23 protein-coding genes are annotated in these 25,518 nt (G+C 72.4%); 6 read left to right on the top strand and 17 right to left on the bottom strand.

All coding sequences use genetic code 11. The features are described from left to right. Nucleotides 1-142 precede the first annotated feature (142 nt). The 5 genes from IH48_RS0117485 to rpmG all read right to left on the bottom strand — a co-directional run bounded on the left by IH48_RS0117485 (nt 143) and on the right by rpmG (nt 4,543). On the bottom strand, nt 143-1,105 hold the full coding sequence (locus IH48_RS0117485; RefSeq protein ID WP_030904744.1) for an SDR family NAD(P)-dependent oxidoreductase: 963 nt from the start codon (nt 1,103-1,105) through the stop codon (nt 143-145). Nucleotides 1,106-1,186: 81 nt separating this feature from the next. Next, nucleotides 1,187-2,206 carry a DUF2510 domain-containing protein gene (locus IH48_RS0117480; protein ID WP_030904742.1) on the bottom strand — a complete coding sequence of 340 codons (1,020 nt, stop codon included), beginning with the start codon at nt 2,204-2,206 and terminating at the stop codon, nt 1,187-1,189. A gap of 51 nt (nt 2,207-2,257) precedes the next feature. Beyond that, nucleotides 2,258-3,703, bottom strand: coding sequence for an AMP-binding protein (locus tag IH48_RS0117475; protein WP_030904740.1), 1,446 nt, complete (start codon nt 3,701-3,703; stop codon nt 2,258-2,260). Between the two features lie 360 nt (nt 3,704-4,063). Next, complete coding sequence (locus tag IH48_RS0117470; protein WP_030904738.1) at nt 4,064-4,327, bottom strand: type B 50S ribosomal protein L31; 264 nt, start codon at nt 4,325-4,327, stop codon at nt 4,064-4,066. Between the two features lie 51 nt (nt 4,328-4,378). Beyond that, entirely contained in the window at nt 4,379-4,543 is a 165-nt protein-coding gene (gene rpmG / locus IH48_RS34420) for a 50S ribosomal protein L33 (protein ID WP_051839960.1), read from the bottom strand. Between the two features lie 308 nt (nt 4,544-4,851). Here rpmG and IH48_RS0117455 point away from each other — a divergent pair, with 308 nt between their 5' ends. Continuing rightward, complete coding sequence (locus tag IH48_RS0117455; RefSeq protein ID WP_030904735.1) at nt 4,852-5,499, top strand: histidine phosphatase family protein; 648 nt, start codon at nt 4,852-4,854, stop codon at nt 5,497-5,499. Between the two features lie 197 nt (nt 5,500-5,696). Further along, nucleotides 5,697-7,196: an MFS transporter gene (locus tag IH48_RS0117450; RefSeq protein ID WP_030904733.1), complete on the top strand. Its 1,500-nt coding sequence runs from the start codon at nt 5,697-5,699 to the stop codon at nt 7,194-7,196. Nucleotides 7,197-7,289: 93 nt separating this feature from the next. Here IH48_RS0117450 and IH48_RS33420 read toward each other — a convergent pair whose 3' ends face one another. The 5 genes from IH48_RS33420 to IH48_RS0117425 form a co-directional block, all read right to left on the bottom strand. Continuing rightward, on the bottom strand, nt 7,290-8,495 hold the full coding sequence (locus IH48_RS33420; protein WP_037842306.1) for a hypothetical protein: 1,206 nt from the start codon (nt 8,493-8,495) through the stop codon (nt 7,290-7,292). A 260-nt stretch (nt 8,496-8,755) separates the two neighbouring features. After that, complete coding sequence (locus tag IH48_RS0117440; protein WP_030904718.1) at nt 8,756-8,959, bottom strand: cold-shock protein; 204 nt, start codon at nt 8,957-8,959, stop codon at nt 8,756-8,758. A gap of 245 nt (nt 8,960-9,204) precedes the next feature. After that, nucleotides 9,205-10,188: an aldo/keto reductase gene (locus IH48_RS0117435; protein WP_030904715.1), complete on the bottom strand. Its 984-nt coding sequence runs from the start codon at nt 10,186-10,188 to the stop codon at nt 9,205-9,207. Between the two features lie 72 nt (nt 10,189-10,260). After that, complete coding sequence (metF, locus tag IH48_RS0117430) at nt 10,261-11,205, bottom strand: methylenetetrahydrofolate reductase [NAD(P)H] (RefSeq protein ID WP_078849813.1); 945 nt, start codon at nt 11,203-11,205, stop codon at nt 10,261-10,263. Between the two features lie 106 nt (nt 11,206-11,311). Continuing rightward, complete coding sequence (locus IH48_RS0117425) at nt 11,312-12,352, bottom strand: SDR family oxidoreductase (RefSeq protein ID WP_030904708.1); 1,041 nt, start codon at nt 12,350-12,352, stop codon at nt 11,312-11,314. A gap of 151 nt (nt 12,353-12,503) precedes the next feature. Between IH48_RS0117425 and IH48_RS0117420 the strand changes: the two genes are divergently transcribed. Continuing rightward, nucleotides 12,504-13,094, top strand: coding sequence for a TetR/AcrR family transcriptional regulator (locus IH48_RS0117420; protein WP_158710314.1), 591 nt, complete (start codon nt 12,504-12,506; stop codon nt 13,092-13,094). A 9-nt stretch (nt 13,095-13,103) separates the two neighbouring features. Here the strand turns inward: IH48_RS0117420 and IH48_RS0117415 are convergent, their stop codons facing one another. From IH48_RS0117415 to IH48_RS0117400, 4 genes are all read right to left on the bottom strand, one after another. Further along, a complete protein-coding gene (locus tag IH48_RS0117415; protein WP_037842304.1) occupies nt 13,104-13,661 on the bottom strand; it encodes a cupin domain-containing protein in 558 nt (185 codons plus the stop codon). Between the two features lie 25 nt (nt 13,662-13,686). Continuing rightward, a complete protein-coding gene (locus tag IH48_RS0117410; protein WP_030904693.1) occupies nt 13,687-14,919 on the bottom strand; it encodes a cytochrome P450 in 1,233 nt (410 codons plus the stop codon). Between the two features lie 2 nt (nt 14,920-14,921). Beyond that, nucleotides 14,922-16,073, bottom strand: a complete 1,152-nt coding sequence (locus tag IH48_RS0117405; RefSeq protein WP_078849811.1) for a type III polyketide synthase — start codon at nt 16,071-16,073, stop codon at nt 14,922-14,924. Nucleotides 16,074-16,424: 351 nt separating this feature from the next. Next, entirely contained in the window at nt 16,425-17,558 is a 1,134-nt protein-coding gene (locus tag IH48_RS0117400; protein ID WP_234434292.1) for an enolase C-terminal domain-like protein, read from the bottom strand. A 209-nt stretch (nt 17,559-17,767) separates the two neighbouring features. On the opposite strand from IH48_RS0117400, the gene IH48_RS0117395 reads away from it, so the two are divergent. Both IH48_RS0117395 and IH48_RS0117390 read left to right on the top strand, forming a co-directional pair. Then, the gene (locus IH48_RS0117395) at nt 17,768-18,205 is read left to right on the top strand and encodes a response regulator (RefSeq protein WP_030904685.1); all 438 of its coding nucleotides are present in this window, start codon (nt 17,768-17,770) and stop codon (nt 18,203-18,205) included. 81 nt (nt 18,206-18,286) lie between these two features. Continuing rightward, on the top strand, nt 18,287-18,919 hold the full coding sequence (locus IH48_RS0117390; RefSeq protein ID WP_030904682.1) for a GNAT family N-acetyltransferase: 633 nt from the start codon (nt 18,287-18,289) through the stop codon (nt 18,917-18,919). 74 nt (nt 18,920-18,993) lie between these two features. On the opposite strand, the gene IH48_RS0117385 is transcribed toward IH48_RS0117390, so the two are convergent. The 3 genes from IH48_RS0117385 to IH48_RS0117375 form a co-directional block, all read right to left on the bottom strand. After that, nucleotides 18,994-22,335, bottom strand: a complete 3,342-nt coding sequence (locus IH48_RS0117385; protein ID WP_420705501.1) for a phosphodiester glycosidase family protein — start codon at nt 22,333-22,335, stop codon at nt 18,994-18,996. Nucleotides 22,336-22,686: 351 nt separating this feature from the next. Further along, nucleotides 22,687-24,336: a SpoIIE family protein phosphatase gene (locus IH48_RS0117380; RefSeq protein ID WP_030904671.1), complete on the bottom strand. Its 1,650-nt coding sequence runs from the start codon at nt 24,334-24,336 to the stop codon at nt 22,687-22,689. Between the two features lie 90 nt (nt 24,337-24,426). Continuing rightward, a complete protein-coding gene (locus IH48_RS0117375) occupies nt 24,427-24,918 on the bottom strand; it encodes an Lrp/AsnC family transcriptional regulator (RefSeq protein WP_030904668.1) in 492 nt (163 codons plus the stop codon). Nucleotides 24,919-25,024: 106 nt separating this feature from the next. Here IH48_RS0117375 and IH48_RS0117370 point away from each other — a divergent pair, with 106 nt between their 5' ends. Then, nucleotides 25,025-25,489 carry a DUF2000 domain-containing protein gene (locus IH48_RS0117370; RefSeq protein ID WP_030904665.1) on the top strand — a complete coding sequence of 155 codons (465 nt, stop codon included), beginning with the start codon at nt 25,025-25,027 and terminating at the stop codon, nt 25,487-25,489. The last annotated feature ends 29 nt before the right edge of the window (nt 25,490-25,518 follow it).

The following is a 25,518-nucleotide window of genomic DNA, read 5'->3' as shown; positions in this document are numbered from 1 at the left end:
TCCTGGGAGCGCTCTCAGGACGCTCCCAGCGTCCCCGGACGCACCCGACCGCGTCAAGTACGTCCCGGAGCGGGCGCCACGGCCGGGCCCGGACCGCGGGCCATCGGCGTCTTCCTTCCAGCCGCGTTCCGGTGCGGGCAGGTCAGGACACCGAGGCGAACGCGTTCACACCCGTCAGGTCCGCGGAGAGGCGCCAGAGCCTCGTCGCCTGGGCCGGGTCGATCGCGTACGCCTGCACGCCGCCGGAGGATCCCGTTCCCTCGGCGAGGGGCGCGATGTCGCAGTCCTCGCAGTAGACGCCGCCCGCACCGTCGAGTTGGGGGGAGGTCGCTGCCCACACCTCGGTCGCCGCGCCCTGTTGCGGCGTCTTGAAGGAGTCGCCGATCGGATTCCCCTCCTCGTCGATCCAGCCGAAAGCGACCATCTCCTCCTTGGGCAGGTGGCGCTGGAGCGGTGTGAGGATGCCACCGGGATGAATGGCGAAGGCACGGATGCCCGAGGCGCGGGCGAGCCGGTCGAGTTCGACGGCGAAGAGGACGTTGGCCGTCTTCGCCTGGCCGTACGCCTCCCACTTGTCGTACCCGCGCTCGAACTGCACGTCGTCCCAGCGGATGGCCGAGCGGCGATGGCCCGCGGATGACACCGAGACCACGCGGGCGCCGTCGGACACCGCCGGCCATACCCGGTTGACCAGTGCGAAGTGCCCGAGGTGGTTGGTGGCGAACTGCGCCTCCCAGCCGGGCCCCACCCGGGTCTCGGGGCAGGCCATGATGCCGGCGTTGCCGATGAGCACGTCGATCGGGCGCCCGGACGCGAGGAAGCGCTGCGCGAATGAGCGGACGCTGTCGAGGTCGCCGAGGTCCAGCCGGTCCACCTCGACGTCCTTGATCCCCGCGAGCGCCTGTTCGGCCGCCTCGGGCCGCCGCGCGGGGACGACGACGTGCGCGCCGGCGCCCGCGAGCGCACGCGTCACCTCGATGCCGAGGCCTGAATAGCCTCCGGTGACGAGGGCAAGCCTGCCCGTGAGGTCGATCCCTCGCAGGACCTCAGCCGCTGTGGTCCGAGGCCCGAATCCTGATCCGATGCTCTGCTGTGGCGTGGTCATGCGATGCACGCTACGGATTCGAGTGCACTCCAGGACAAGACCGCCCGGGCAACGGCGCGCCGGGAGCCGCCCGGCGCCGGGTCACACGCCCCGGCCGCTGCCACCGCCGCTCGCCGGAGCCGCCTTGATGCCGCTGACTATCCTGTCGAGCACGCTGAGCGACGGCGCCTTGCTGTTGATGTCGAATCCGGCGCGCACCAGGACGAGTTGCCCGTTCACTGTGGGCGAGGGGAAGGCGAGCGACTCGACGTAGCCGTCGTCACCCTTGCTCGTGACGACCTTCCACCGCACGAAGTAGCCCTCTTTCCCCGCCACTTTCACGGCTTGGGCCTTGAGCTCCTTGTGCGAGGTGATCTTGCCGTAGATCCCGCCGGAGCCGTACGACTCCTTGGCGTTGCCGGCGATGTCCTGCGTCGCCGCCTCCTTGGCCGTGGACCCGCTGTTCTTGAGTGCGGCCGCGGGGGCGGAGAAGACTCCGCCGCGCACGCAGGTCTGCTTCGGGGCTCCGGGGCAGGCGTAGCTTCCCGTCGTGACGCCCGCGCCCTCGAGACCCGACTGGCCCTTCCAGCCGCTGGGCACGGGCAGATCGATGCCGCTGGCGGCGTCCGTGGCGAACCCGGGCTCTGTCTGCGGGAGTTGTCCCTGGCCCCCGCCGCCCTGCGACGAGCCGCCACCGGTGCCACCGCCGCCGAGGCCACCACTGTCACCGCCGAGGCCGCCGGATCCGCCGTCCCTGCCGCCCTGTCCCCCGCCGTTCTGCCCCGGCTGCGAGGAGGCGGACGGTGCGGGGCCGGCCGCCTTGGCTCCGCCGCCTCCGTTGTCCTTGCCGAGCAGGTAGAAGCCGCCCGCGAGCGCGACGACCACGACTCCCGCCACGACCGACACCGCGATCCTGCGCCCCCTGCGCCCTCGCGGCGGCTGCGCCGGCGGGTACCCGGGTTGGACGGGAAACGCGGTCGCGGTCGCCGCGTTCCACGCCTCGGGGACCGCGGGACGCAGGTGGTCGGTCCAGGCGGATCCGTCCCACCACCGCTGCTGCAGGGGGCCGTCGTCCGGCTGCCCGGGGTCGGGGTACCAGCCGGGAGGAGTCGAGTTGGTCACTCGACCACTCTATTCAGCTTGTCGTACTTGCTGGTGAGAGGGGGATGAGAATCAGCGCGTCAGCGCGCGCTTGGTGATCTTGCCCATCTCGTTGCGCGGCAGGGCATCGAGGAACCGCACCTCACGAGGCCGCTTGTGCGCGGCGAGCTGGGCCGCGACATGTGCGGTCAGTTCGCCTGCCGTGGGCGGGGACGCGGGGTCCGCGGGCACGATCCAGGCGACGACGTGCTCTCCGAGGTCGTCGTCCGGCTCGCCCGTGACAGCGGCCTCGGCGACCGCGGGGTGGTCGAGCAGGACGTTCTCGACCTCTCCCGCGCCGATCTTGTAGCCGCCGCTCTTGATGAGGTCGGTGGCCCTGCGTCCGACGATGCGGATACAGCCGTCGCCGTCGCGCGTGGCCATGTCCCCGGTGCGGAACCAACCGGAGCTGAACGCGGCCCCGGTGGCCTCCGGCCGGTTCAGGTAGCCGGTGAACAGGTTCTCCCCGCGCACCTGGATCTCGCCGATGGTCTCGCCGTCGTACGCCCCGAGCACGTCGCCCGCGTCGTCGACGAGCCGCAGTTCCACGCCGGGCAGCGGCACGCCGACGGTTCCGGCGCGCGGGGAGCCGGGACGCACGCTGGTGTTCATGAGGGTCTCGGTCAGGCCGTACCGCTCGATCACCTGCCTGCCCGTGGCCTCGGTGATCCTGCGGTGGTCGGGCGCCGGCAGCGGCGCCGATCCCGAGACCAGCAGGCGCGCGCCGGACAGCGCGGCCGCGAGGTCCTCGTCGTCCGGCAGCGCCTTCGCGATGCGGTGGTACATCGTCGGTACGCCGAACAGCATGGTGCCGCCCGCGGTCAGCTCGCGCGTGACCGCGGACGTCTCGAACCTGCCGAGGTGGCGCATCGAGCCGCCTCGCCGCAGCGGGCCGAGCACACCGAGTACCAGGCCGTGGACGTGGAACAGCGGCAGCGCGTGCACGACCACGTCGTCGCCGCTCCATTCCCACGCGTCGGCCAGCGCGTCGAGGGTCGCGGCGAGGGCGCGCCGGGGCAGGATCGCGCCCTTCGGCGGTCCTGTGGTGCCCGACGTGTAGATGATCAGCGCCGGGGTCTCCTCGCCCGGCTCGCAGGGCAGTGGCGCGGCAGGGCCGCCGGCCGCCGGCACGGCGGGCACGGCCACGCGTTCGACCCCGTCGAGGGCGGCCGGCAGGACGGCGTCCCGCTCGGCGACGACGAGCGCGGGCGCGGAGTCCGTGACGACGTGGCGCAACTCGCGCTCCCCGCTGCGCGGGTTCAACGGCACGGCCGCCACTCCGGCGAGCAGCGCGGCGACCACGGCGACGGCGGTGTCGGCGCTCGGCGTGGCCCAGACGGCGATCCGGCCGGCACCCTTGATCCTGGCCGCGAGTTCGGTCGCCGTGGCCGCCAGTTCCGCGTAGCCGACCGTTCGCGGCCCGAAGCGCAGGGCGGGCCGCCCGTCAGGGTCGGCGAGGGACGGGAAGAACGGGGACACACGCGGGGCTGCCGGCTGCTGCATCATGCCGGGCAGTATGCCGGGTCGGCGCCTCTGGGCGGGAGGAGGCCCTCACGGCGGCTCGGACGGACGTCGGGCAGGGAAAAGCCCCGGCTGGTTCGGGGGATACCAACCGGGGCCGTTCGTGGGTGGTCGCGAAGGGCGGTCGCCTCTCGGCGAAAGGCTCCACGGGGCTTCAGCCGAACGATCTTCCCCATGGGCTATGAGTGGGCCCGGGGACACTGTCCCCTTCGCGGCCACGTCTTCGTCAACGCCGCACCGCACCCGCTTGTTCCGGCCCGCCGCGCGGCGAGCGCCTGTGAACTGCGCCACGAGGGCGGCGGCCGGAACGGGAGCGGGTCAGCCGTTGGACTTCCCGCGGTACGAGCCGTACTTGCGCTCGAACCTCTCCACGCGGCCGGCCGTGTCCACGACCCGGCCCTTGCCGGTGTAGAACGGGTGGCTCGCGGAGGAGATCTCCACGTCGACGACGGGGTAGGTGTTGCCGTCCTCCCACTCGACGCTCTTGTCGGAGTCGAGCGTCGAGCGCGTGAGGAAGGCATCACCGGTGGCGGTGTCGCGGAAGACGACCGCACGGGACTCGGGGTGGATGCCAGGCTTCATTGCGTACTCTTCCTTCCTCGGTGGCGAACGCTGTGCGGGTACCCCCGCGGGTCAGCGCGATTCGCGGTACAGCACGTGCGCCCTGGCGGCCGGGTCGAACTTGCGCAGTTCGAGGCGGTCGGGATGGTTGCGCCGGTTCTTGCGCGTCACGTACGTGTGCCCGGTGCCGGCCGTCGACCGCAGGGTGACCACGGGGCGTATCTCACTGCGTGCCATGGGTGCTCCAGTCGTTCTCCGCGACCCCGTCCCGGCGGGCCCCGGCTTCTCTCCGGGACCTTCCGCCGAACACGGATGTCATGTTCATCAAGTGGTTTCACGTCGTGTAACGCACCCCCGCCCGGTCGCATTCCCGCCGTGTCCGGGAAGCCGGTACAGGGGACACTGGGAGGAAGCCCGGGAGGTGCCCCGGCGGCGACGGTGGCGGGCCCGCGCCGGAATGCGCCACGTCACGGCCGGGTTGTTCCCCCCGGAGACGGCCGAGGGCCGTACGAACGACGCGAGCGGGAAAGCGGGTGGCAACCCCCATGGGCGAGTTGATCCTGGTACGGCACGGTGAGACCGAGTGGACGCTGTCAGGACAGCACACGGGCAACACGGACATCCCGCTCACGCAGCACGGCGAGGACCAGGCGCGCGCGGTCGCACCGCTGCTCGCCGACCGTACCGTCGGGCTCGTCCTGGTCAGCCCGCTGGGCCGCACGGAGCGGACCGCCGAGCTCGCGGGGCTGACGGAGTACCGGGTGACAACCGATCTGCACGAGTGGGACTACGGCGGCTACGAGGGGATCACCACCGACGAGATCCACCGCACCCGCCCCGGCTGGGACCTGTGGACGGACGGCGTGGAACCCGGCGACGCCGACCACCCGGGCGAGACGCCCGAGCAGGTGGGCGCACGCGCCGACCGGGTGCTCGACCTGGCGCGCAAGGCCCTGGCGGAGAGCGACGACGATGTGGCGCTGGTGTCCCACGGCCACTTCCTGCGCGTCCTGACGGCCCGTTACCTGGGGCTCGACGCGTCGGCGGGCAGCCTGTTCAAGCTGGAGACCGGCACGGTGTCCCGGCTGGGCACCGAGCACGACCGCCCCGTGATGACGGCGTGGAACCTCCAGGTACCCGAGAGCGTGCTCCGTGCGGAACTGCATGCCAAGGAGGGGTCAGGCACCGTGTGACGCACCTGCCGTCAACGGTCGGCCCGTCCGACGTCACCCGATCGGGCTGTCTCCCCCGCTCTGTCACCGACTCGCCCCAACGCGACGCGGGTTGCGGCGGTTTATCCACTTTGATCATCGGGTAACCGCAGCCAACCGTCCTCGGCGCCACGTCGCCGTGGCCCGACAGAACGCGCCGCCGGCCAGGAGTGCAGACGATGGGTCAATCCTCGCAGCCCGAGATCGGAACGGTCACCACGCGCGTGCCGTCGAGACTGGACCGGCTGCCCTGGTCCCGGTGGCACTGGATGATCGTGATCGGCCTCGGAACCGTCTGGATCCTGGACGGCCTGGAAGTGACCGTCGTCGGCAACATCGCGAGCCGGCTCTCGGAGAAGGGCAGCGGCCTCGCCATCACCGACGGCCAGGTGACGGGGATCGGCGCCGCGCTCTACGTGGCGGGCGCGTGCGCGGGCGCGCTGGTCTTCGGCTGGCTCACCGACCGCTTCGGCCGCAAGAAGCTGTTCATGGTCACGCTGGCGGTGTACCTCGCCGCCACGGCGGCCACGGCACTCTCCTTCACCGCCTGGTGGTTCTTCCTGTTCCGCTTCCTCACCGGCTTCGGCATCGGGGGCGAGTACGCGGCGATCAACTCCGCCATCGACGAGCTGATCCCCAGCAAGTACCGCGGCCGGGTCGACCTGATCATCAACGGCAGCTACTGGCTGGGCGCCGTCGGCGGTGCGCTGCTCTCGGTGCTGGCCCTGAACACGAACATCTTCCCCAAGGACCTGGGCTGGCGGCTCACGTTCGCGCTGGGTGTGGTGCTCGGCCTGGTGATCCTGCTGGTGCGCCGCCACGTGCCGGAGAGCCCCCGGTGGATGTTCATCCACGGGTACGAGCGCCAGGCGGAGGACCTGGTGTCCGACGTCGAGCGGGAGGTGGAGGAGGAGAAGGGGGGCCGGCTGCCGGAGGCGGAGGGCTCCATCACCATCGAGCAGCACCGCACGATCAGCCTGTGGACCATCGCGAAGACCCTGACGGCCGGTTATCCGAAGCGCGCCGTGCTCGGCTTCTCGCTCTTCGTCGGCCAGGCGTTCCTTTACAACGCCATCACCTTCGGCTTCGGCTCGATCCTGGTGAACTTCTTCGATGTCTCGAGCGGTTCGACCGGTTACTTCTTCGCCGCCATCGCCTTCGGCAACTTCCTGGGCCCGCTGCTGCTGGGGAAGCTGTTCGACACCGTGGGCCGGCGGAAGATGATCTCCGGTACGTACATCCTCTCCGGGATCCTCCTGTTCGCCACGGCCTGGGTCTTCGACGAGGGCCGTCTCAACGCCACCACGATGACGGTGTGCTGGGGCGTCGTGCTGTTCTTCGCCTCCGCGGGCGCGAGTTCCGCCTACCTGACGGTCAGCGAGGTCTTCCCGATGGAGACGAGGGCACTCGCGATCGCCCTGTTCTACGCGATCGGCACAGCGGCCGGCGGCATCTCGGGGCCGCTGGTGTTCTCGTCCCTGACGAGCAGTGGGAACGTCGGCGACGCGGTGCTGGCGTTCTGCATCGGTGCGGGTCTGATGACGGCCGCGGGGCTCGTCGCGGTGTTTCTCGCGGTGGCCGCGGAGGGCAGGTCGCTCGAGGACATCGCCACTCCCCTGTCGGCGCGGGGCGGCGAGGGCGGCGGTACGCACACCACTCCGAGCGCGCCGGCCGTGTGACGGCCGCGCTTCTGCGGCACCGTCTGGCGGGCGCACGTGAGGCGCCCCGGTCCGGTCGGTCCTGGGCGCCTCACGTGCGCGGCCGGTGGCGGCCTACGAGCTGACGTCGCTCGCGGTGGTCTCCGTCCTGCGGCGCATCAGGGCCGCGCCGGACAGCGCCAGTGCGGCGATCGCGCACACCAGCGCGACGGTCCGTGCCCAGGTGTACGCGCCGGCGAGGCTGCTGCCCGGCAGGCTGACGCTGCCGAAGCCGACCATGGACTGGACGACGAGGACAGCGGCGCCCGCCACCGCGCTCGCCGCCCAGATCCACACCATGTCCTGGACCGTCAGCCACACGGCGAGCACCAGGCACAGCACCGTGACGACCACGGCGAGTGCGTCCGGGGAGCCGCCGGAACGCAGCTGCGCAAGGTTGCGCGGCAGGTGGGCGAGGCCCATGGCCAGCAGCGCCACCGCGGCGGGCCGGCGCAGCACGGACCGCAGCGCCTGTGGCGTGCCGACGGCCGAGGGCGCACGGTGCGCCGTCGCGTCCCGGCCGGAGTGCTGGGGCCGGGCGGCGGCGGGCGGCACGAACCGGAAGGTGTCCGCGTCCGCCGGCTGCGGCGCGGCCGGCCGGGCGGCCTCCTGCGGCGCGGTCTGTGGGGTCGCGGTGTCCGGCCTCGCGGTGTCCGGCCTCGCGGTGTCCGGCCTCGCGGTGTCCGGCGTCACGTCGTTGCGCGCCGGGGACCCTGGCGCGGCGGCCTGCTGCTCAGGCGTCCCGGTCCGTACGGCCTGCGCCGGTGCGCGGTCCTCGGGCTCCGTCGCCCGGGCCGCAGGCTTCGCGGCCATGACGGGCACCGGTTCGGGCGCGATTGCGGGGGCGGGCGCCGGTGCGGAGCCGGTCCGGCGCGCGGCGCGCTCGGCGTTCACCCGCCGGGGGACGCGCCGGTGGCCGCCCCCCTCCTCGCTGCCGAGGATGCTGACGAGTTGCACGACGTCCTCGATGGGCCGGCCCACCGCCACGGCACGGAGCGTGGTGTCGGCCTCCTCGGCCTGCTCCGGCGGCTCGTTGAGCATGCGGACGAGCTGCCTGACCTCGTCGAGGGGCCTGGCGACAGCGGCTGCCCTGAGCGCCTCGTCGGCCGGGCTCGGCACCTCGCCGGTGCGCCGCAGCAGGGCGACGAGCGCGGCGACCTCGTCCAGCGGACGGATCGTCGCCGCGGTCCACAGCAGGGTGCGTATCGGTTCGTGGCGGTGGGCCTGGTCCTCGCCCGGGCCCGTATGGTCCTGTCGTGCGGTCTGCGGATGGGGTGACATGGGCGCGGCTCCCTCTGCCGAACAGCCACGGGTGGGGCACACACCGTGTGGATCACTGCGCCACGCTGGGCGCTGGCTTTCGTCCCATCAGAGCTGTTCGCGAGGGGGTGCGCCATCGGGGGACGTGCAGACGAGGGACCCGGGCACCCGCACGGGGCGGCGCGGCGGGGCACTGACAAAGGCGTGGGTCCGGCGGCGACTGCCGCCGGACCCACGCCCTGCGTTGACCGCGTGCCCGCTTCGCGGCGGGCCGTGCCGGGTCAGGACGGCAGGATGTTCTCCGCCTGGGGGCCCTTGTTGCCCTGGGTGACGTCGAAGGTGACCTTCTGGCCCTCCGCCAGCTCGCGGAAGCCGGTCATCGCGATGTTGGAGTAGTGCGCGAAGACGTCGGGACCGCCGCTGTCCTGCGCGATGAAGCCGAAGCCCTTCTCCGAGTTGAACCACTTGACGATGCCACTGGCCATGCCGATTCTCCGTTTTCCGGGACACGAGGGCCCCGCACCGTACGGGAGCCCGGAGGTGATCGCCCTGGTCCGTGGACGCGCTGAACAACACGAACGCCCGCAACGGAGCGTCACGGGCGAGCGGCACTTCGGAACCACGACAGCTGATGGCGACGCTACATCGCCGGGCGCGGTCCAGCCACAGAAGACGGCCCCCCGTGTCCGCCCCGTGTCGCCCGCCGCGCCCCGTGGTTCACTCCCGCGGCCTACCAGCGGCCGTGGACGGAGGGGCGCAGCCTGCGGTCGTAGAGGTCCCTCACGCCGTCGAGCACCCGGTCGGGCAGCCCGGGCAGCGCGGCGGCCGACGCGTTGGCCCGCGCCTGGGCCACCGACCTGGCGCCGGGGATGACGCTGCTCACGCCCTCCTGCTGGATGATCCAGCGCAGCGCGGTCGCCGCCGGGGTGGCGCCGTCGGGGGCGAGCGCGGCGAACTCGCCTGCCGCAGCGAGGCCGGTCTCGTAGTCGACGCCGGAGAAGGTCTCGCCCTGGTCGAACGCCTCGCCGTGCCGGTTGAAGGACCGGTGGTCGTCCGGGGCGAAGACGGTGTCCTTCGTGTACTTGCCGGTCAGCAGGCCGGAGGCGAGCGGGACACGCGCGATGATGCCGACGCCCGCCGCGCGCGCGGCGGGCAGCACCTCGTCGAGCGGCTTGAGGCGGAAGGGGTTGAGGATGATCTGCACACTGGCGACGCCGGGGCGCGCGATGGCGGTGAGCGCCTGGGCGCAGGTCTCGACGCTCACGCCGTACGCGGCGATGCGCCGCTCATCGACGAGTGTGTCGAGCGCGTCGAAGACCTCGTCCGAGGCGAAGACGGCGGTGGGCGGGCAGTGCAGCTGGACGAGGTCGAGGGTGTCCACGCCGAGGTTGGCGCGCGACCTGTCGTTCCAGGCCCTGAAGTTGTCCAGGACGTAGTTCTCGGGCAGCTGCTCGGCGCGGCGTCCCATCTTCGTGGCGACGAAGACCCCGGCGTCGGGGCGGCGCTTGAGGTAGCCGCCGATGATCTGCTCGCTGCGGCCGTCGCCGTAGACGTCGGCGGTGTCGAAGAAGGTCACGCCCGACTCGACGGCCGCGTCGAGCACGGCGGCGGCGTCCGCCTCCGCCACGTCGCCCCAGTCGGCCCCCAACTGCCAGGTGCCGAGACCCACCACGGACACGTCACGGCCGGTCCTGCCCAATACGCGCTGCTCCATGGGGGCATCGTACGACGCGGTGCCCGTACCTCCCGGCGTGCGGTCCCCTGGCCGTGCGAGGACGGCGGACGGTCAGCGCGGGAGGGTGGCGAGCGGCGGCGCGGGGCGGGGTCCCACGCCGAGGTTCTGGTGGATCTCCAGCGTCGCCGTGGAGCGGTTCAGGGTGATGTAGTGCAGTCCGGGCGCGCCTTCCGCGAGCAGTCGTTCCGCCATCGTGGTCGCGTACTCGACGCCGATCCTGTGCCCCTCGGCGGGGTCCTCGCGCGCCGCGTCGAGGCGCTGTGCGAGGGCGTCGGGGAAGCGTGCGTCGCTCAGCTCGGCGAACCGGCGGATCTGCCGCACGTCGGTCGCGGGCATGATCTCCGGGATGATCGGGGTGGCGCAGCGGGCCGCGGCGAGGCGGTCGCGCAGCCGGAGGTAGTCCTCCACGTCGAAGAACATCTGGGTGATGGCGTAGTCGGCGCCTGCACTGCACTTGGCGGCGAAGTGCCGCACGTCGCTGTCCCAGTCCGCCGAGCGGGGGTGCCGTTCCGGGAAGGCGGCCACGCCCACCGTGAAGTCCCCGAGCTCCTTGATGAGGGAGACGAGCTCACCGGCCTGCGTAAAGCCCTCCGGGTGGGGCACCCACGGCCCCTTCGGGTCGCCCGGCGGATCGCCGCGCAGGGCGAGTACGTCGCGGATGCCCGCGTCGGCGTACTGGCCGACGATGTGGCGCAGCTCGGCGACGGAGTGGCCGACGGCGGTGAGGTGGGCGACGGGCCGCAGGGTGGTCTCGGCCGCGATGCGCTTGGTCACCTCGATGGTCCGGCCGCGCGAGGAGCCGCCCGCGCCGTACGTCACCGAGACGAAGGACGGCGAGAGCGCCTCGATCCTGCGGATCGCCTTCCACAGCGTTCGCTCCCCCGCCTCCGTCTTCGGCGGGAAGAACTCGAAGGAGAACGAGGGCCGGCCGGACGCCAGCAGGGCGCGCAGGCCCTGCCTGCCGGGGTGCGGACGGTCTGCGGTCGTGGCCGCCATGCGGGGTCCTTCCTCCGGTACGGGCGACGACGTGGCACGCCGCGCACGTCAAGCCTAGGGCCTTTGGTCCGGCCCTTGTTGGGCTCCGGCCCGCTCTACGCGTTCTTCACGAGTCCGACTTCACGAGTCCGAGCGCGATCAGGCTCTCGGCGCAGGCGATGATCGCCTCCTCGTTCGTCCTGGGCCGCCAGCCGAGTACGTTTCGCGCCTTGTCCGCGCTCGCCTTCTTGACCTTGCCGAGTTCCGGCACGAAGCCGCGCAGGGACGCGTCCGCGCGTGCGGCCAGGCGCACCAGGATGTCCGGCAGTCGGCGGGTGGGGACGCGCTCCCCGGCCGGCCCGAGGCCGTCGCGCAGCACGCGCGCGACATCGGCGACCCACATCGGAGCGCCGGCCGCGGCGAGGAAGCGCTCGCCACGGGCGGCGGGGTCGGTCATCGCCCGCAGGTGGAGGTCGACGACGTCACGGACGTCGACGAAGCTGAAGGACAGGCGCGGGAGCGCCGGCATATCGCGGTCGAGCAGGCGCTGGATCAGCGTGACGGACGTAGAGAAGTCGGGACCGAGCACCGGCCCGAGCACGCCGACCGGGTTGACGACCGCGAGTTCGAGGGGCCCGCCCTCTCGTTCCACGAAGTCCCACGCGGCGCGCTCGGCGATGGTCTTGGACTTCGCGTAGGGGGCGACGTGCGCGCCGCCGAGATCGGTCCAGTCCTCCTCCGTGAATGTCCTGTCCACATCGGCGTGGCCGTAGCTGATCGACGCGAGGGAGGAGGTGAGCACGACCCTGCGCACCCCCGCGTCGCGTGCGGCGCGCAGTACGCGCAGTGTGCCGTCACGCGCGGGGACGATCAGTTCGTTCTCGTCCCGTGGCACGGTCGCCGGGAAGGGCGACGCGACGTGCAGGACGTATGCGCAGCCTTGCACCGCGTCGGCCCACCCTTGGTCGGACGTGAGGTCGGCAGCCGCGAACTCGAGCTCTCCGCCCGGCTCGGCGCCGCCCGTGCGCAGCATCGCGCGGACTGCCTGCTCGCGGTCCGGCGCGCGCACGGTCGTGCGCACCGTGCGGCCGGTCTCGAGCAGCCGCAGCACGGCATGCGCCCCCACGAATCCCGAGCCGCCGGTGACCAGCACCGTTTCACCGTTCATGTCGTCCACTCCCCATTGCCCCACGCACACTCCCCGCCTGCGTGAGCCGTCGATCTCCGCGTTCGGTTCTACGACGGTAGCGTATTTATGACCAAGCGGTCAGTTTTTTATGACCGCACAGTCATTTTTGTGGGCTCCTACAATGGATCTCGTGCCTCCATCTCCCGGCGACAGCGCGCGCCCCGGCTCCACGCCGGTGACCCCGAAGGGAAGGGGCACCAAGGAGTCCCTGCTCAAGGCCGGCGAGGCCGTCGCTCAGCGCGACGGCCTCGGCGGGCTGAGCGTGTCGGCGGTCGCCGCTCGTGCGGGGGTCGCGAAGGGGACCTTCTACGTCTACTTCCCCGACCGCGACGCGTTCGTCGACGCCCTCCACCAGCGCTTCTACGATCAGGTCGCCGACCGCGTCTCGGCTGCCGTCGCCGGCTTCGAACCCGGCCGCGACCTCCTCGTCGCCGCCGTGGACGCCTACCTGGACGTGTGCCTGGCCAACCACGGCGTGAAGGCACTCGTCTTCGAGATGTCGGCACGGGGCGTCATGACGGAGGCGATGGCCGAGCGCGTGGCCCGCCTGACGAGGCTGGCCGAGCCGAGCGTCCGCGTGCTCGGTTTGGCACCGGCACGGATCTCCACCCGCCTGATCATGGCGCTCGCTTCGGAGACCGCCCTCATCGAACTCGAGGCGGGCCACAAAGTGCCTTCAGCCCGCAGCACGGTCCGCGCGCTGCTCAACGCACCTCGCTAGCCGCGGGCGTCAGGCGTCGTGGCGCAGCGGGGTCAGCTGCTGGATGTCGTAGCGCACCCTGAGTGCGTCGATGGCCGCGGGGTCGGGCGGCCCCCCTTGCTTCAGGATGTCCAGCAGCTCGTCGAAGTACCGCTCGTGGTCGGAGGGCGGTGATGCCTGGAAGAACATCTTCGCCGGGGTGCTGCTCCGGTTGGCGAAGGCGTGCGGGCAGCCGGGCGGCACCGCGATGACGGTGCCCGGCTCGGCCCGAACCGCGGTGAGCCCGGACTCCGACTCCCAGTGCCGCCAGTCCCCCGTCAGGACACGCGGCTCGAAGGCCATCACATCGAGCTCGCCCTCGAGGACGTAGAACAGTTCCTCGCTGTGGGTGTGGCGGTGCGCGCCCACGTCGAAGCCCGGCGGCACGACCACCTCGAAGCTGGACGAGACCCGCGAGTGCTCGCCGGTGACCTTGAACGTCACGTGCTGGGCCGCGGTGTGCACGGTTCTGCCGCCGCCCGGCGGCACGACGAGCCCTTCACGGGCGGCGGCGCCCGGCTCGCGCGCGGGGAGGGTCAGGTCGGTCATGCGGCGCTCCCTGTCGGTCGTGCGGTCATGCGATGTCCCAGGTGACGGGCAGGTTCTCGGGTCCGCGGATGAGCGCACCGCGCCGCCAGCGGACATCCTCGGGCGCGACGGCGAGCCGCAGCCCCGGCAGGCGGTCGAGGAGGGTGGCGAGCGTGATGCGCGACTCCAGCCGCGCCAGCATCGGTCCGACGCAGTAGTGCGGGCCGTGGCCGAAGGAGAGGTGGGCCTTCTGCTCGCGGCCGAAGTCGAGCGTGTCCGGGTCGGCGAAGACGCCGGGGTCGCGGTTGGCCGTGAGATAGGAGGCGTAGACCGCGTCGCCCGCCCTGATGGTGACGCCTGCGACGGTGACGTCCTCAAGGGCGATGCGGGAGAGGCCGACACCGTTGCGGTGCGGGATGAACCGCAGCAGCTCCTCGATCGCGGCGGGCATCAGTGCGGGGTCGTCCCGCAGCCGCCGCAGCTGGTCGGGGTGGGTCAGCAGCGCGTAGAGCATGTTGGCGCTGTTGTTGGTGACGGCGTGTGCGCCGCTGACCTGGATGAGGACGGCGAGGGCGACGGCTTCGGGCAGCGTCAGCTCGTCGTCAAAGACGGCTCGCGAGAGCAGCGAGGCGAGGGTGTCCTCGCCGGGTGCCGTGCGGCACAGCAGGTCGGTGAAGTAGGCGCCGATCTCCTGCTTGGCGCGGTCGCTGTGCTCCTTGCCGTGGGCGGACGACAGGATCGAGGCGGTCCAGCCCTTCATCAGGGGGCCGTCCTCCTTCGGCACGCCGACGACCTCGCTCACCACCGCGAGCGGGAAGGGCCCGTTGACGTGGGCCATCAGATCGGCGGGCGCGCCCTCGGCGAGCATCGCGTCGACGAGCCCGTCCATGACGCGCTGGGCGCTCTCCTCGACCCGGGCCACGGCGCGCGAGGTGAAGGCCTTGGCCACGGACCTGCGCAGCCTGGTGTGGTCGGGCGGGTCGGCGAACCCGACGGCGCCCTCCAGCGGGATGAAGTGCGGCGCGAGCCGGGTGACGGAGCGTCCGACGACCGCCTGCCTGCTGAAGCGGGCGTCGTTGGTGACCTGTTTGACGTCCTCGTAGCGCGTCACGAGCCAGGCGAAGCCCTCGCCGTTGGGCAGCCTGATCCGGGAGACGGGGTCCTCTCGCACCATCTCGTCGAGGAACGGGTCGAACTCCAGGCCCGGCAGGTCGGGGACGTCCCAGAACCTGACGTCGCCGTGGCCGGGTGCGTCGGGTGCGGCAGCGTGTGTCGTCATGGTCAGAGCACCGTCTCCGTCGGGGTGTCGGCGCCGTGGCCCGCGGCCGTGCCGCGCAGCGCGGATCCCAGCACCTGCCGCTCCGTCGTGAGGGCGGCCTCGGACAGCTCGCTCGCCCAGCGGCCGAGGCACATCTCGGCGGTGATCCCGGGGCCGAAACCGGCGACGATGCCGCGCGCGCCGTCGGCCGCGCTGCCCTCCTCGAAGAGACGCCGGATGGCGTCGAGGACTACCGCGCTGGCGATGTTGCCGTACTCGGTGAGCGTGGCGCGGCTGAACCGGAAGGCTTCCTGGGGTACTTCGAGGAAGCGGCTCAGGTCGTCGAGAATGCGGGGGCCGCCCGCATGGATGATGTAGAAGTCGAGCTCGCCGGCATCCCAGCCGTGCTGTGCGGCCATGGCGCGCAGCGCCGGCGCCAGCGGCTCCATGGTGGTGGGCACCCGCTTGTCGAGCAGGAAGTGGAAGCCGGTGGACCGGACGCTGTAGGCGATCCACCCGGTGGTGTCGGGCACGAGGTGGGAGCCGTTGCGCTCCAGCGAGATCCCGGTGCCGCCCTTGCCGCGTACGACACTCGCCGCGACGGCGTCGCCGAACAGGCCGTTGGACAGCAGGGAGCCGACGCCCAGGTCCGTGGGCTGGTAGCACAGGGAGCAGAACTCGCAGGCCACGATGAGGACGTTGGCGTCGGGGTAGGCCTCGCAGAAGTCGTGGGCCCGGTTGATGGCCGCTCCCCCGGCGGCGCAGCCGAGCTGTGCGATGGGCAGCTGCCTGGTGTGGCCGGGAAAGCCCATGGTGTTGATCAGCCAGGCGGTCAGCGACGGCATCATGAACCCCGTGCACGACACGTAGACGATCATGTCGATGTCCTCGGCGCGCAGCTCCGCGTTGCCGAGTGCCTCCCTGACCACCTGCGGTACGCGGGCCTTGGCCTCGGCCTCGTACATCGCGTTGCGGCTCTCGAAGCCCGGGTGCTTGAGCGTCTCCTCGATCGGCTGCACGAGATGCCGCTTCGCCACTCCGGTGTTGCCGATCAGCCTTAGTGCGAGCGGGAGTTGGGGGTGGTCGGGATGGAGGGTGCGAGCGAGCTCGAGCGTGTCCTCCATCGTGATGACGTGCTCGGGCACCGAGACGGCGGGCTTGCACAGGGTCGGCACGACACTCTCCTTGATCGGATCCACCGGGGCAGCGACTGCGGCCCACCCTCGGCGGCGGCACGGGACCCCGCAACCTGAGAATTGCATGAGTGGGACACCCGGGCGTGTCGCCGTGAGCGCGCCGTGTCGTCCGTCCGGCGGGCACTCGAAGGGGCGGCCGGCGGCGCGGCGGCTCCCGGAACGGGAGCAAACGTGCGCGAGCGCCCGCTGCCGCCGGTGCGATCCGCGCGGATCACCTCCCCGCGCGCTCCCACCTGGACCGCGGCTGTTCGGCGGAGCGCACGACCCGGCGCGCACGCGCCCGGCCGCCCGCTTCGCCGCGCGCCGCCGGCGGGACTCCGTGCGGGTGTGTCATGCCACGCGGCAGCGGCGTACGTGCTCGCGCCTGAGGGCGAGTCCGAGACCCGGCTCGCCCGAGGCGGCGGGATCCAGCGTGCCACCCTGCGGGTCGAGCACGCCGTCGAAGAGGGCCGTCTCCGCGACGACGTGGTCGCGGCGCCACTCCACGTGGCGCAGGTTCGGCACGGACGCGGCGGCGTGCGCGTGGGCGTGCGGCGCACCGCGTCCGGAGATCTCCAGGCCGTGGGCCTCCGCGACGGCGGCCGCCCGCAGCCAGACCGTGATGCCGCCGCATCGTGTCACGTCTGCCTGGAGGCAGTCGACGGCGCCGGCCTGTGCCATGCGCGCGAGGCAGGCCAGGTCGCGGCCGTCCCCGCCCGCGGTGACCTCGGCGGTGACGGCATCCCTGACCTGCCGCAGCGCCATCGGGTGGGCTGCCGGTACCGGTTGCTCGAACCAGCTGACACCGTCGTCGGCGAACGCCTCCGCGATCCTCACGGCCTGTTTGACGCTGTAGCCCCCTCCGGCGTCGACGTACAGCTCCGGCACGGGCCCGATGACCTCGCGTGCCACGTGGACACGGTCGAGGTCGCGCTGCGGCGCCCGGCCCGCACTCTCACCGATCTCGATCTTGACGCGCGGGATGGACCGCTCCTCGACCCAGCCGCGCAGTTCCCGTTCCATACCGGCCTGGCCCTGGTGCACGGGGCCGCCGCTGCCGTAGACCGGAACGCCGGGCACCGCCGCGCCGAGCAGAGCGGTGAGCGGCAGGCCCGCCACGCGAGCCTTCAGATCCCACAGGGCGATATCGGCAGCGGAGAGCGCCCCGGCCGCGAGACCGCCACCGCCGGCCTCCCGGAGGGCGCGGCCCATGGCCAGATGGGCCGCGGGCACGTCGTTGACGCACCGCCCGGTCACTGCGGGAGCCAGCAGGCCGGTGACCACGCGGGCCGCGGCGGCGGGCCCGTAGGTCCAGCCGATCCCGGTGGCCTTCCCGGCCGACGCCTCGACGACGATCACCGTCGTCGCCTTCCCGTGTCCCTCCGCACCGGGGCCGTCGCCGGTGGGGATCGCGTAGGCGACGGCGTCGAGGCGTTCGACACTCACCGCGCCCGGCTGCCACCGCATGTCGCCGGTCGTTCTCATCGGCATGTCTCCTCCGCGTCGCCGCCCCTGTCCCATCCTCGCGCCGGAGTGCCGGGTCGGCGCGGAGCGGACGCCCCGTGTCCCCTGCCCACCCGGTCGGGCGGCGGAGGCTGTTGGCGTGCGGGTCGGCACGGCATAGGCTGTGGGTTCAGGACCGCGCACGGCTGCCCTCGTGCCTCCCCCACTTTCCAGCGCAGGAGCAGACCGCCGTGAACACTCTCAGCGACGACCGTACGTACAGCCTCCTGCTGGTGGAGGACGACCCCGCGGACGCGCTGCTGATCGAGGACGCGCTGGTCGAACGCAGCACGGCCCGCGACATCGCGCACGTGACGGACGGCGTCGCCGCGCTCGAGCACCTGCGCGATCCCTCGAAGGACCGCCCCGACCTGATCGTGCTCGACCTCAACATGCCCCGTATGAACGGGCGCGAGCTGCTCGCCGTGCTGAAGGACGACAGCGATCTGGGCTCCATCCCGGTCGTGGTGCTGACCACGTCGTCTGCTCCCGACGACATCGAGGACGCTTACCGCCAGCACGCGAACGCCTACGTGACGAAGCCGATGAACCTGGACGAGTTCATGCGCTCCGTACAGGACATCGACGCGTTCTTCCTCGACACGGCGGCCATTCCGCCCCGCGGCTAGGCGGCGGGAAGACGAGACCGGCGCTGCGGGAGACATGACACATGCTTGTGAGAGCGCTCTCACAGCCGCCAGAATGCGCCCATGCCGTCTTCCGCATCCGCCGCCGTCCGCCCGTACCGTCCCGGAGACCGTGACGCGCTCGCCGACATCTGCGTGCGCACCGCACACGAGGGCGGGGACGCCCGGCACCTGTACCAGGACCCCGGCGTGCTGCCCGCGATCTTCGCCGAACCGTACGCCGAGTTGGAACCCGGCCTGGCCTTCGTACTCGACGACGGGACCGGCCGGGCCGTCGGCTACGTACTCGGGACGGGCGACACGGCCGGGTTCGTCCGCGCCTTCCGCGAACGGTGGCTGCCGCGGGTCGCTGAGCGCTACCCCTCACCGTCCGCACCACCCGTCACACCCGGCGAGGAGATGGCCCTCCTGCTCCACACGCCGGAGCGCATGGTGGTCCCCGAGCTCGCGGACCATCCGGCGCACCTGCACATCGACCTGTTGCCCGGCTGGCAGCGCAAGGGGCACGGGCGGGCGCTGATGCACACGTTCCTCGCCGCGCTGCACGCGCGGGGCGTCGGGGCGGTGCACCTGTCGATGGTGACCGCGAACACGGCCGCACGCGCGTTCTACGACCGGCTGGGGTTCCGCGAACTCGACGTGCCGGACCCCGGCCCGCTGACGTACCTGGGGCGGTCCACCGGCATCGCGGCCTGACGAGCGGCCGGGCCTGTGGACGGTGCGGCCGGCCGGCCCCGAACGGTGCGTACCCCGCCGGCCGCCCCGTTGCCCTACCGGCGCGTCACGTGGATCACCGCCTCACGCGTCACGCCGCCCACGGTCACGGAGAGCCGGACCGCGCCGGGCCTGCCGCGCGCCGTCAGCGTGGAGCGTGCCGGGTCGTACGCCGCCGGCCCCGTGACCCGCCAGTCAGCGCTCACCGGGAACGCCACCGGCACCGTGAGTGTGCCCTGCGACACGGTGGCCGTCACCCGTGCCTCGCCGCCCACCGGGAGCGACGAGGGCGCCGAGAGTGTCAGCGCGTCCGTGCGCGGCCGGGTCTGCACCGAGAGCCAGTCGGGTCCGCCGCGCCACGGCGCCTTCCGCGCCGCACGCCGCGCGGAAGGCGCGACGTGGTCGACTCCCACCAGCGACCAGCCGGTGAATCCGCCCTGATCGGCGGGCGCCGCTGGGGCCTTGCCCGAGTTGCCGTTGATCAGGTAGGGGACGCCGTCGACGTGCGAGGCGTCGAACACCCCGACATGACCGCCGACGAAGGCTGCGCCCTTGCCCGTGCGGTGCTGGAAGTCCGCGAGCCACTCTTCGAGCATCGCCGCCTCCTTGCGGTCGGCGAGTCGGCTGCCCTTCTGCGGCGTCGGGTCGCGCGGCGGTACGTGCTCGATCACCATCACGGAGCCGACCCGGTCGTCCGCCGCCGCCTCGTCAAGCTGCTCCCGGAGCTGCTCGATCTGGCCGATGCCGCCGCCCCGCAGGGTCAGGCTCGACGTGTCCAGTGTGATGAAGCGTGTGCCCTTGTGGTCGAACACCCGGTGTGCCGGGCCGAACTCGGCCGTGAAGTCGGCGATCGAACCGCCCATCACCTCGTGGTTGCCCGGCACGTAGTACCAGGGGACCGCGTCGCCCAGTTCCTCGTCGAGCACCCGGTGCGCGAACGCCAGGTCGGCGGGTGACCCCTCGTCCACCAGGTCGCCGTCGATGACGACGAAGTCGGGTCTCGCGGCCCTGATCTCGCGCAGGGTGCGCCGGGCCTGCGTGACGATGTCGCTGTCGGGCGCGGCCGCCACGAACTGGGCGTCCGACATCACCGCGAACCGCCAGTCCCTCCCCCGCGTGTCCGCCGCGGTGCTGATCAACGGGTCGGTGCGGGGCGGCGCCGCGGGCAGGGCGACGGCCGGCGGCACCTGCGCGGCGAGGTCGTCGATCTCCACCGATCCGGTGTACGACTTCGTCGCGTCGGTCTCCGCGAGGTAGAAGCGGTACACGCTGACGGGCATCGCCACGCCCGTGGGGACGGTGAAGGTCACCTGCTTCCAGCCGGTCCAGGTGATGAACGGACCGCGCAGCAACTGGTCGGTGCCCGCGGCGTCCTTGAGGTGCAGGGTGGGCCAGGCCCCGTGCCCGTCGCCCTTGATCCAGAGGGTGAAGGACTGCGGCTCGCCCGGCACCGGGATCGGTGCCGGCGGGTCGGCGTACGCGGCGCGCGTCGCCGTTGATCCGGTGAAGTCGTAGCTCATGGCGAGTGCCGTACCGGTGTGCCCGTCCGGTGCGGCGGCGACGGAGCCGCTCGCGCGCGCCTGGCTGAACGTCCAGGACGCCGCGTCGTCGAAGGACGCCACCTGCCGCTGCTCGAGGCCGACGCTGACGGCGAGCACCGTTCGCACACCGCCGGCGCTCGCGGTGATCCGGCCACCGCCGGCGCCCGGGCGTGCCGTGACGGTGAAGGAGCCCTTGCCGTCACCGGTGACGGTGAAGCGGGCGTGGTCGTAGCCGAGCGTCACGTCCCGCGGTGCGATCGGTGCGCTGTCGCCATGGGCGTCGAGGCCGACGAGGCCGAACGTGCCGGTGGCGGAGGCGTCGGCGAGCCCGACACGGCGCGTCGTCGGTTCGAGCGTGGTGAGCCGGTCGAGCACCTGGAGCGTCGTGGCGCCGCTCGCGGGGCCGTGCGCGGCGCGCACGCGCGTCGTGCCACCGGAGACTGCGGTGAACAGCCCGTTCCGGTCCACGCGGCCGACGGACCTGTCGTCCGTGCGCCAGTGGGGCGTGCCGGCGGCGGGGCCGTAGGTCTCGTCGTACCCGGCGGCGGTCAGCTGCCTGGTGAGGCCGGGGAAGACGCGTTCCGGGTGGCCGCCGGCGACCGGGTCGGCGGTCGGCGCGTCCGCGGCGGGCGTGCGGGTGGTGACCCAGAAGCCCTTCAGGCGCCCGCTGCCGTCGGGTGCGGTCAGCGCGAGGGCGTTGGCGACCGCGCGCTCGCTGCCGTCCGACGGGCTGTTGTCGACGTGCAGGGCGTCGCTGCCGGGCGTGCGGGTCACGAGCGTCGAGGAGCCGCCGCCGTCCAGGTTGAGCGCACTGTACGAGCCGGCCTTCTTCATGAGTGTGCCGAGCTCGGTGAGGGTGATTCCCGCGCTGTCGGCCTGGCGGCCGTCGACGGTGACGACCTGCATACGGCTGCCGTCACGTGAGAACCCGACGGCCGTGCGCGGTGCCGCGGTGTTGTTGCCCTCGCCGTCGTGGTTCTGGGCGACGCCGTCCACGACGAGCGGCTCGCGTCCGGAGACCGCGGTCCGTGGCACGGGTCCCGAGTCGGTGCGCGGCCGGTACGAGAGCGACACCGGGTCCCCGGGCCTGAGCGTGTCGAGGGCGGTGGCGCCGCTACCGCGGCCGACCAGTTCCTTCGTGCCGTCGGGGATGCGGCCGCTGCCGGGTTCGTCCGCGACGGAGACGACCCTGCCGTCGCGTACGGTCGCCTCCGCCACCGGGCCGTTTGCGGCGTTCACGGTCAGGGCGCGGTCGGCCGTGCCCCAGGCGGGCGTGTAGACGCCGATGGAGTCGGCGGGGATGTCGGCCGCGTTGTACGTCGCGAGCGGTGTCTTCCCCGAGGGGAGGGTCAGCGTGCCGTCGAAGTAGAGCTGGAGGACGCGGCCCGCGCTGCCGGGCCCGAAGCCGAGGGCCTCGGAGGGACCGGCACTGGGCGACTGCACCACGGCGCCGTCCTTGATGCCCTCGCCCTCGGGGGCTCCGGTCTCGTTGATGTCGAAGAAGTCGGCGTTGATGGCGGCGACGGTGCGGCGGCCAGGACCTGGATCGTGGCGCGCCGCCATGTCCGACACCGTGTCACGTCCGGAGACCGTGCCTGAGGAGAGGTAGTCGCTGCGCGTTCCCGTCCCGTCGAGGTCGACGTTCAGCGCGTCGACGCGCAGCCACTTGTCGGCCTCGAGCCGGTCGAAGGAGGTGAGCCGTACGCCCGGCGCGACGGGGCGCGACCTGCGGGCGGTCTCGATGCCGTCGGGTCCGGCCGAGGGTCTGCCCGCACCCGAGGGTCTGCCCGCACCGGCGCCCGCCACCGCGTCGGGTCTCCCCGCGGTGGCGGGCGGTGGCGCGACGGGCCGCAGCATCTCGGCGGTCGTACGAGGACGGGGGTCGACGCCCCCGTCGGCGAGAGCCGGTGCGGCGGCCCCCGCGGTGAGTGCGGTCAGCGCGGTCACGGTGGCGAACAGCACGGCCGACCGGCCGGCGATACGTGGTCCCACACGTTCTCCTGAGGATTCGCGGGTCGCCCGTGGACGGGCGGGGTCAAGACGCCAGCATCGCCGTGTACACGCCAATGATCCAGGGACGCGGGGGAACATCGCGAAGAACAGACCGTGCCGCGCCTCGACCGTACCGGCCGCGTACCGCCCCATCGTGACGACGCGTCACCCGGCGCGCGTCAGGTGGAAGGACGGGTGGGCGCGGGCTTCGCCCGCTCAGGCGTCGCGGCGCAGCAGGAGCAGGGCCATGTCGTCCCCGCCCTTCTGGGCAGCTGCCATGTCGAGGAGGTGGTCGGCGAGCGGCTCGACATCGGCGGGCCCGGCGGCCATCGCCTCGCTCAGCGCGTCCATCCGGTTGCCGAGGTCGGTCCCCGGCAGCTCCACCAGGCCGTCCGTGCACAGCAGCATGGTCTCGCCCGGGCCGAGCACCGCTCGCGTCACGGGGTGGTAGATGGCGCCGGAGCCTGAGAACTCGGCGGAGAGTCCGAGCGGCAGCCCCCCGGCCGATTCGATCCACCGGCACGCGCCGCCGCGGCGCCGCACGAGGACGTCCAGGTGGCCGGCCCGGACGATGCGCAACTCGCCGGAAGCCAGGTCGCACTTGACATAGGTGCAGGTCGCGAAGCGATCCGTGTCCAGTTCGCGCAGGAAGGTCGACGTACGGGCGAGCGCCGTGGCCGGCGGGTGCCCCTCGGCCACGTACGCGGACAGCGCCATGCGCAGCTGCCCCATCACGGCTGCCGCCTCGGTGTCGTGGCCCTGGACGTCGCCGACCGTCACGCCCACCCCGCCGGGCAGCTCTATCACGTCGTACCAGTCGCCGCCGACGTTCCTGCCGAGCCGTGCCGACCGGTAGCGCACGGCGACCGTCGCGCCCGGCACGGTCGGGATGACGCGCGGCAGCATCGCCCGCTGGAGGCTCTCCGCCAAGTCGTGCTCCTGCCCGTGCAGCATGGCTCGCTGCAGGCTCTGGGCGATGCCGCCGACGAGCGCGAGCAGCAGGTCGCGCTCCTCCTGCGGGAAGACGTGCGGCTCCGGGAAGAGCACGCCGAGCACGCCGATGCACCGGGACTCGACTACGAGCGGAAGGTAGGCGCCTGCGCCCACCGGGAAGGGGTCGGCGCCCGGCCACATGCTGGGGTACCGCCTGCGGTACTCGCCGGGCTCTCCGAGGAACCGCGGCGTGCCCGTCGCGACGGTGTCCGCCATCGGCAGGGGCTCGTCCAGGCGCGAGCGCTCCTGGACGGGCAGGATGAGGCCGAGTCCTGGGTGGACGGCGAGGTGCATCCTGCCGCCGCCCACCATGCCGAGCATCACGCCCATGGCACCCAGGCTGCCCAGCACTTCCGCGTCGTTGAGCGCGGCGATGACGTCGTCGACGGAGACCGCCCGTTCCATCAGCGAGGTCAGCCGTTCGGTGACGCCCGCACGGTCGCGGCCTATGGTCGCCCGTTCGGCCACCGTGTCCGCCGCCCGGACGACGCCGACGATACGGGCCGGCCTGCCCTTGTCGTCGAAACGAATCTGCGCCTGGGAGTGCAGCGTGCGCAGCACCCCGTCCTGCCCCCTGGTCCTGTAGTAGGCGCCGAAGCCGTCCAGCCCCTGTTTCAGCACCTGGCGCGCCCGCCCACGCAGGCGCGCGGCCTCGTCCGGCGGGATCAGGCGGGTGGCGCTGGCGGCCCTGCCGTCGTACTCCTCCGGCCTCAGGCCGAGCACGGCGAGCGCCGAGGGGTCGAGGTCGAGCAGGCCGGCGCGCAGGTCCCAGTCGAAACTGCCCATGCGTCCGCCCGCCCGCGACCGGACCGGATGGACGGGCGGGATCTGCATGTCCGGCACGGCACCGCCGGAGGGTCCCCCATCGGCCATGCTGCCACTTTCTCACCGTTCGGCCCCGAGCACTCCCCGGCGGAGCCGCAGCGCCCGGACGCGGGTCCCGCACCGGTCGCGCCGGCCGGCTCATCCTCCGGCGTGCGGCTCCTCGCCGTGGCCGGTGGCGGGGTCGATCCGGCCGGGCGTGACGTGCTCATACACCATCGCCGTCTGGACGTCGGCGACCTCGCGCCGCTCGGTGAGCCGGTCGATGACGAACGCGTAGACGCCGTTCACGTCGGGCACGGCCACGTGCAGCAGGAAGTCGTGGGTGCCGGAGGTGACGAAGAGGCCGATGACCTCCGGCAGGCCGGCGGCCCAGTTCCTGAACCCCTCGATGACGGGTCTGGCCGGCGGCCTGATCCGCACGGAGATCAGGGCCTGCACCGGCCTTCCCATGGCGTCGAGGTCGACGGCCGCGTGATAGCCGGTGATGGCGCCGCGCTCGCGCAGCAGCCGCACCCTCTCCAGGGAGGTGGAGGGCGAGACGCCGGTCTTGGCGGCGAGGTCGCGGTTGGTCTGCCGTGCGTCGTTCTGCAACTCGCGCAGCAGAGCCCGATCCACCGCATCAAATTTCATGGATCCTCGCTATCGACGCATTAGATTCGGCACTGAGTGACGGTTGCAGGATGTCTGGCTAGCTTACTCGTCAGAATGCCGACGCAATGACGTACCGAGGAGTCCCATGCCTCTGCCCGAGCTCACCGATGCCGACATCACGCTGCACGAATCGACCCGCAAAGCGCGGCTGAAGTGGGTGATCGTCGTCGACGAGACCCTGCCGCCCGGGCGTGCGGCGAACGCCGCCGCCTGCATGGCCGCCGCCGTGGGCAGGGCGCTGCCGCGCCTGCTCGGTCCCGACACCGAGGACGCCTCGGGCGTGGCCCACACGGGTCTGCCGTGGGCGGGATGCAGCGTGCTGGCCACCGGGGCGGAACGGCTGCGGGTCATCAGGGACAAGGCGGCGGGCAAGGACCGGATGCTCGTCGTCGACATGCCGGGACACGCACAGGCGTCGCGCGTGTACGCGGAGTTCATCGAACTGATGGGTGGCACGAAGCGCGACGAGATGGCGTACCTGGGCGTGGCACTCGTCGGGCCGCGCAACGCCGTGGACAGGCTGGTGGGTGGTCTCGGACTGCTGGCATGACCCCCGGGGTGCACCCATTCGACGGCGAT

Origin of the sequence: Streptomyces sp. NRRL F-5126 (assembly GCF_000721265.1) — a bacterium.
GTDB lineage: Bacteria > Actinomycetota > Actinomycetes > Streptomycetales > Streptomycetaceae > Streptomyces.
The sequence above is the reverse complement of the archived record's forward strand: the minus strand, read 5'-3'. Positions and strand labels throughout refer to the sequence as shown.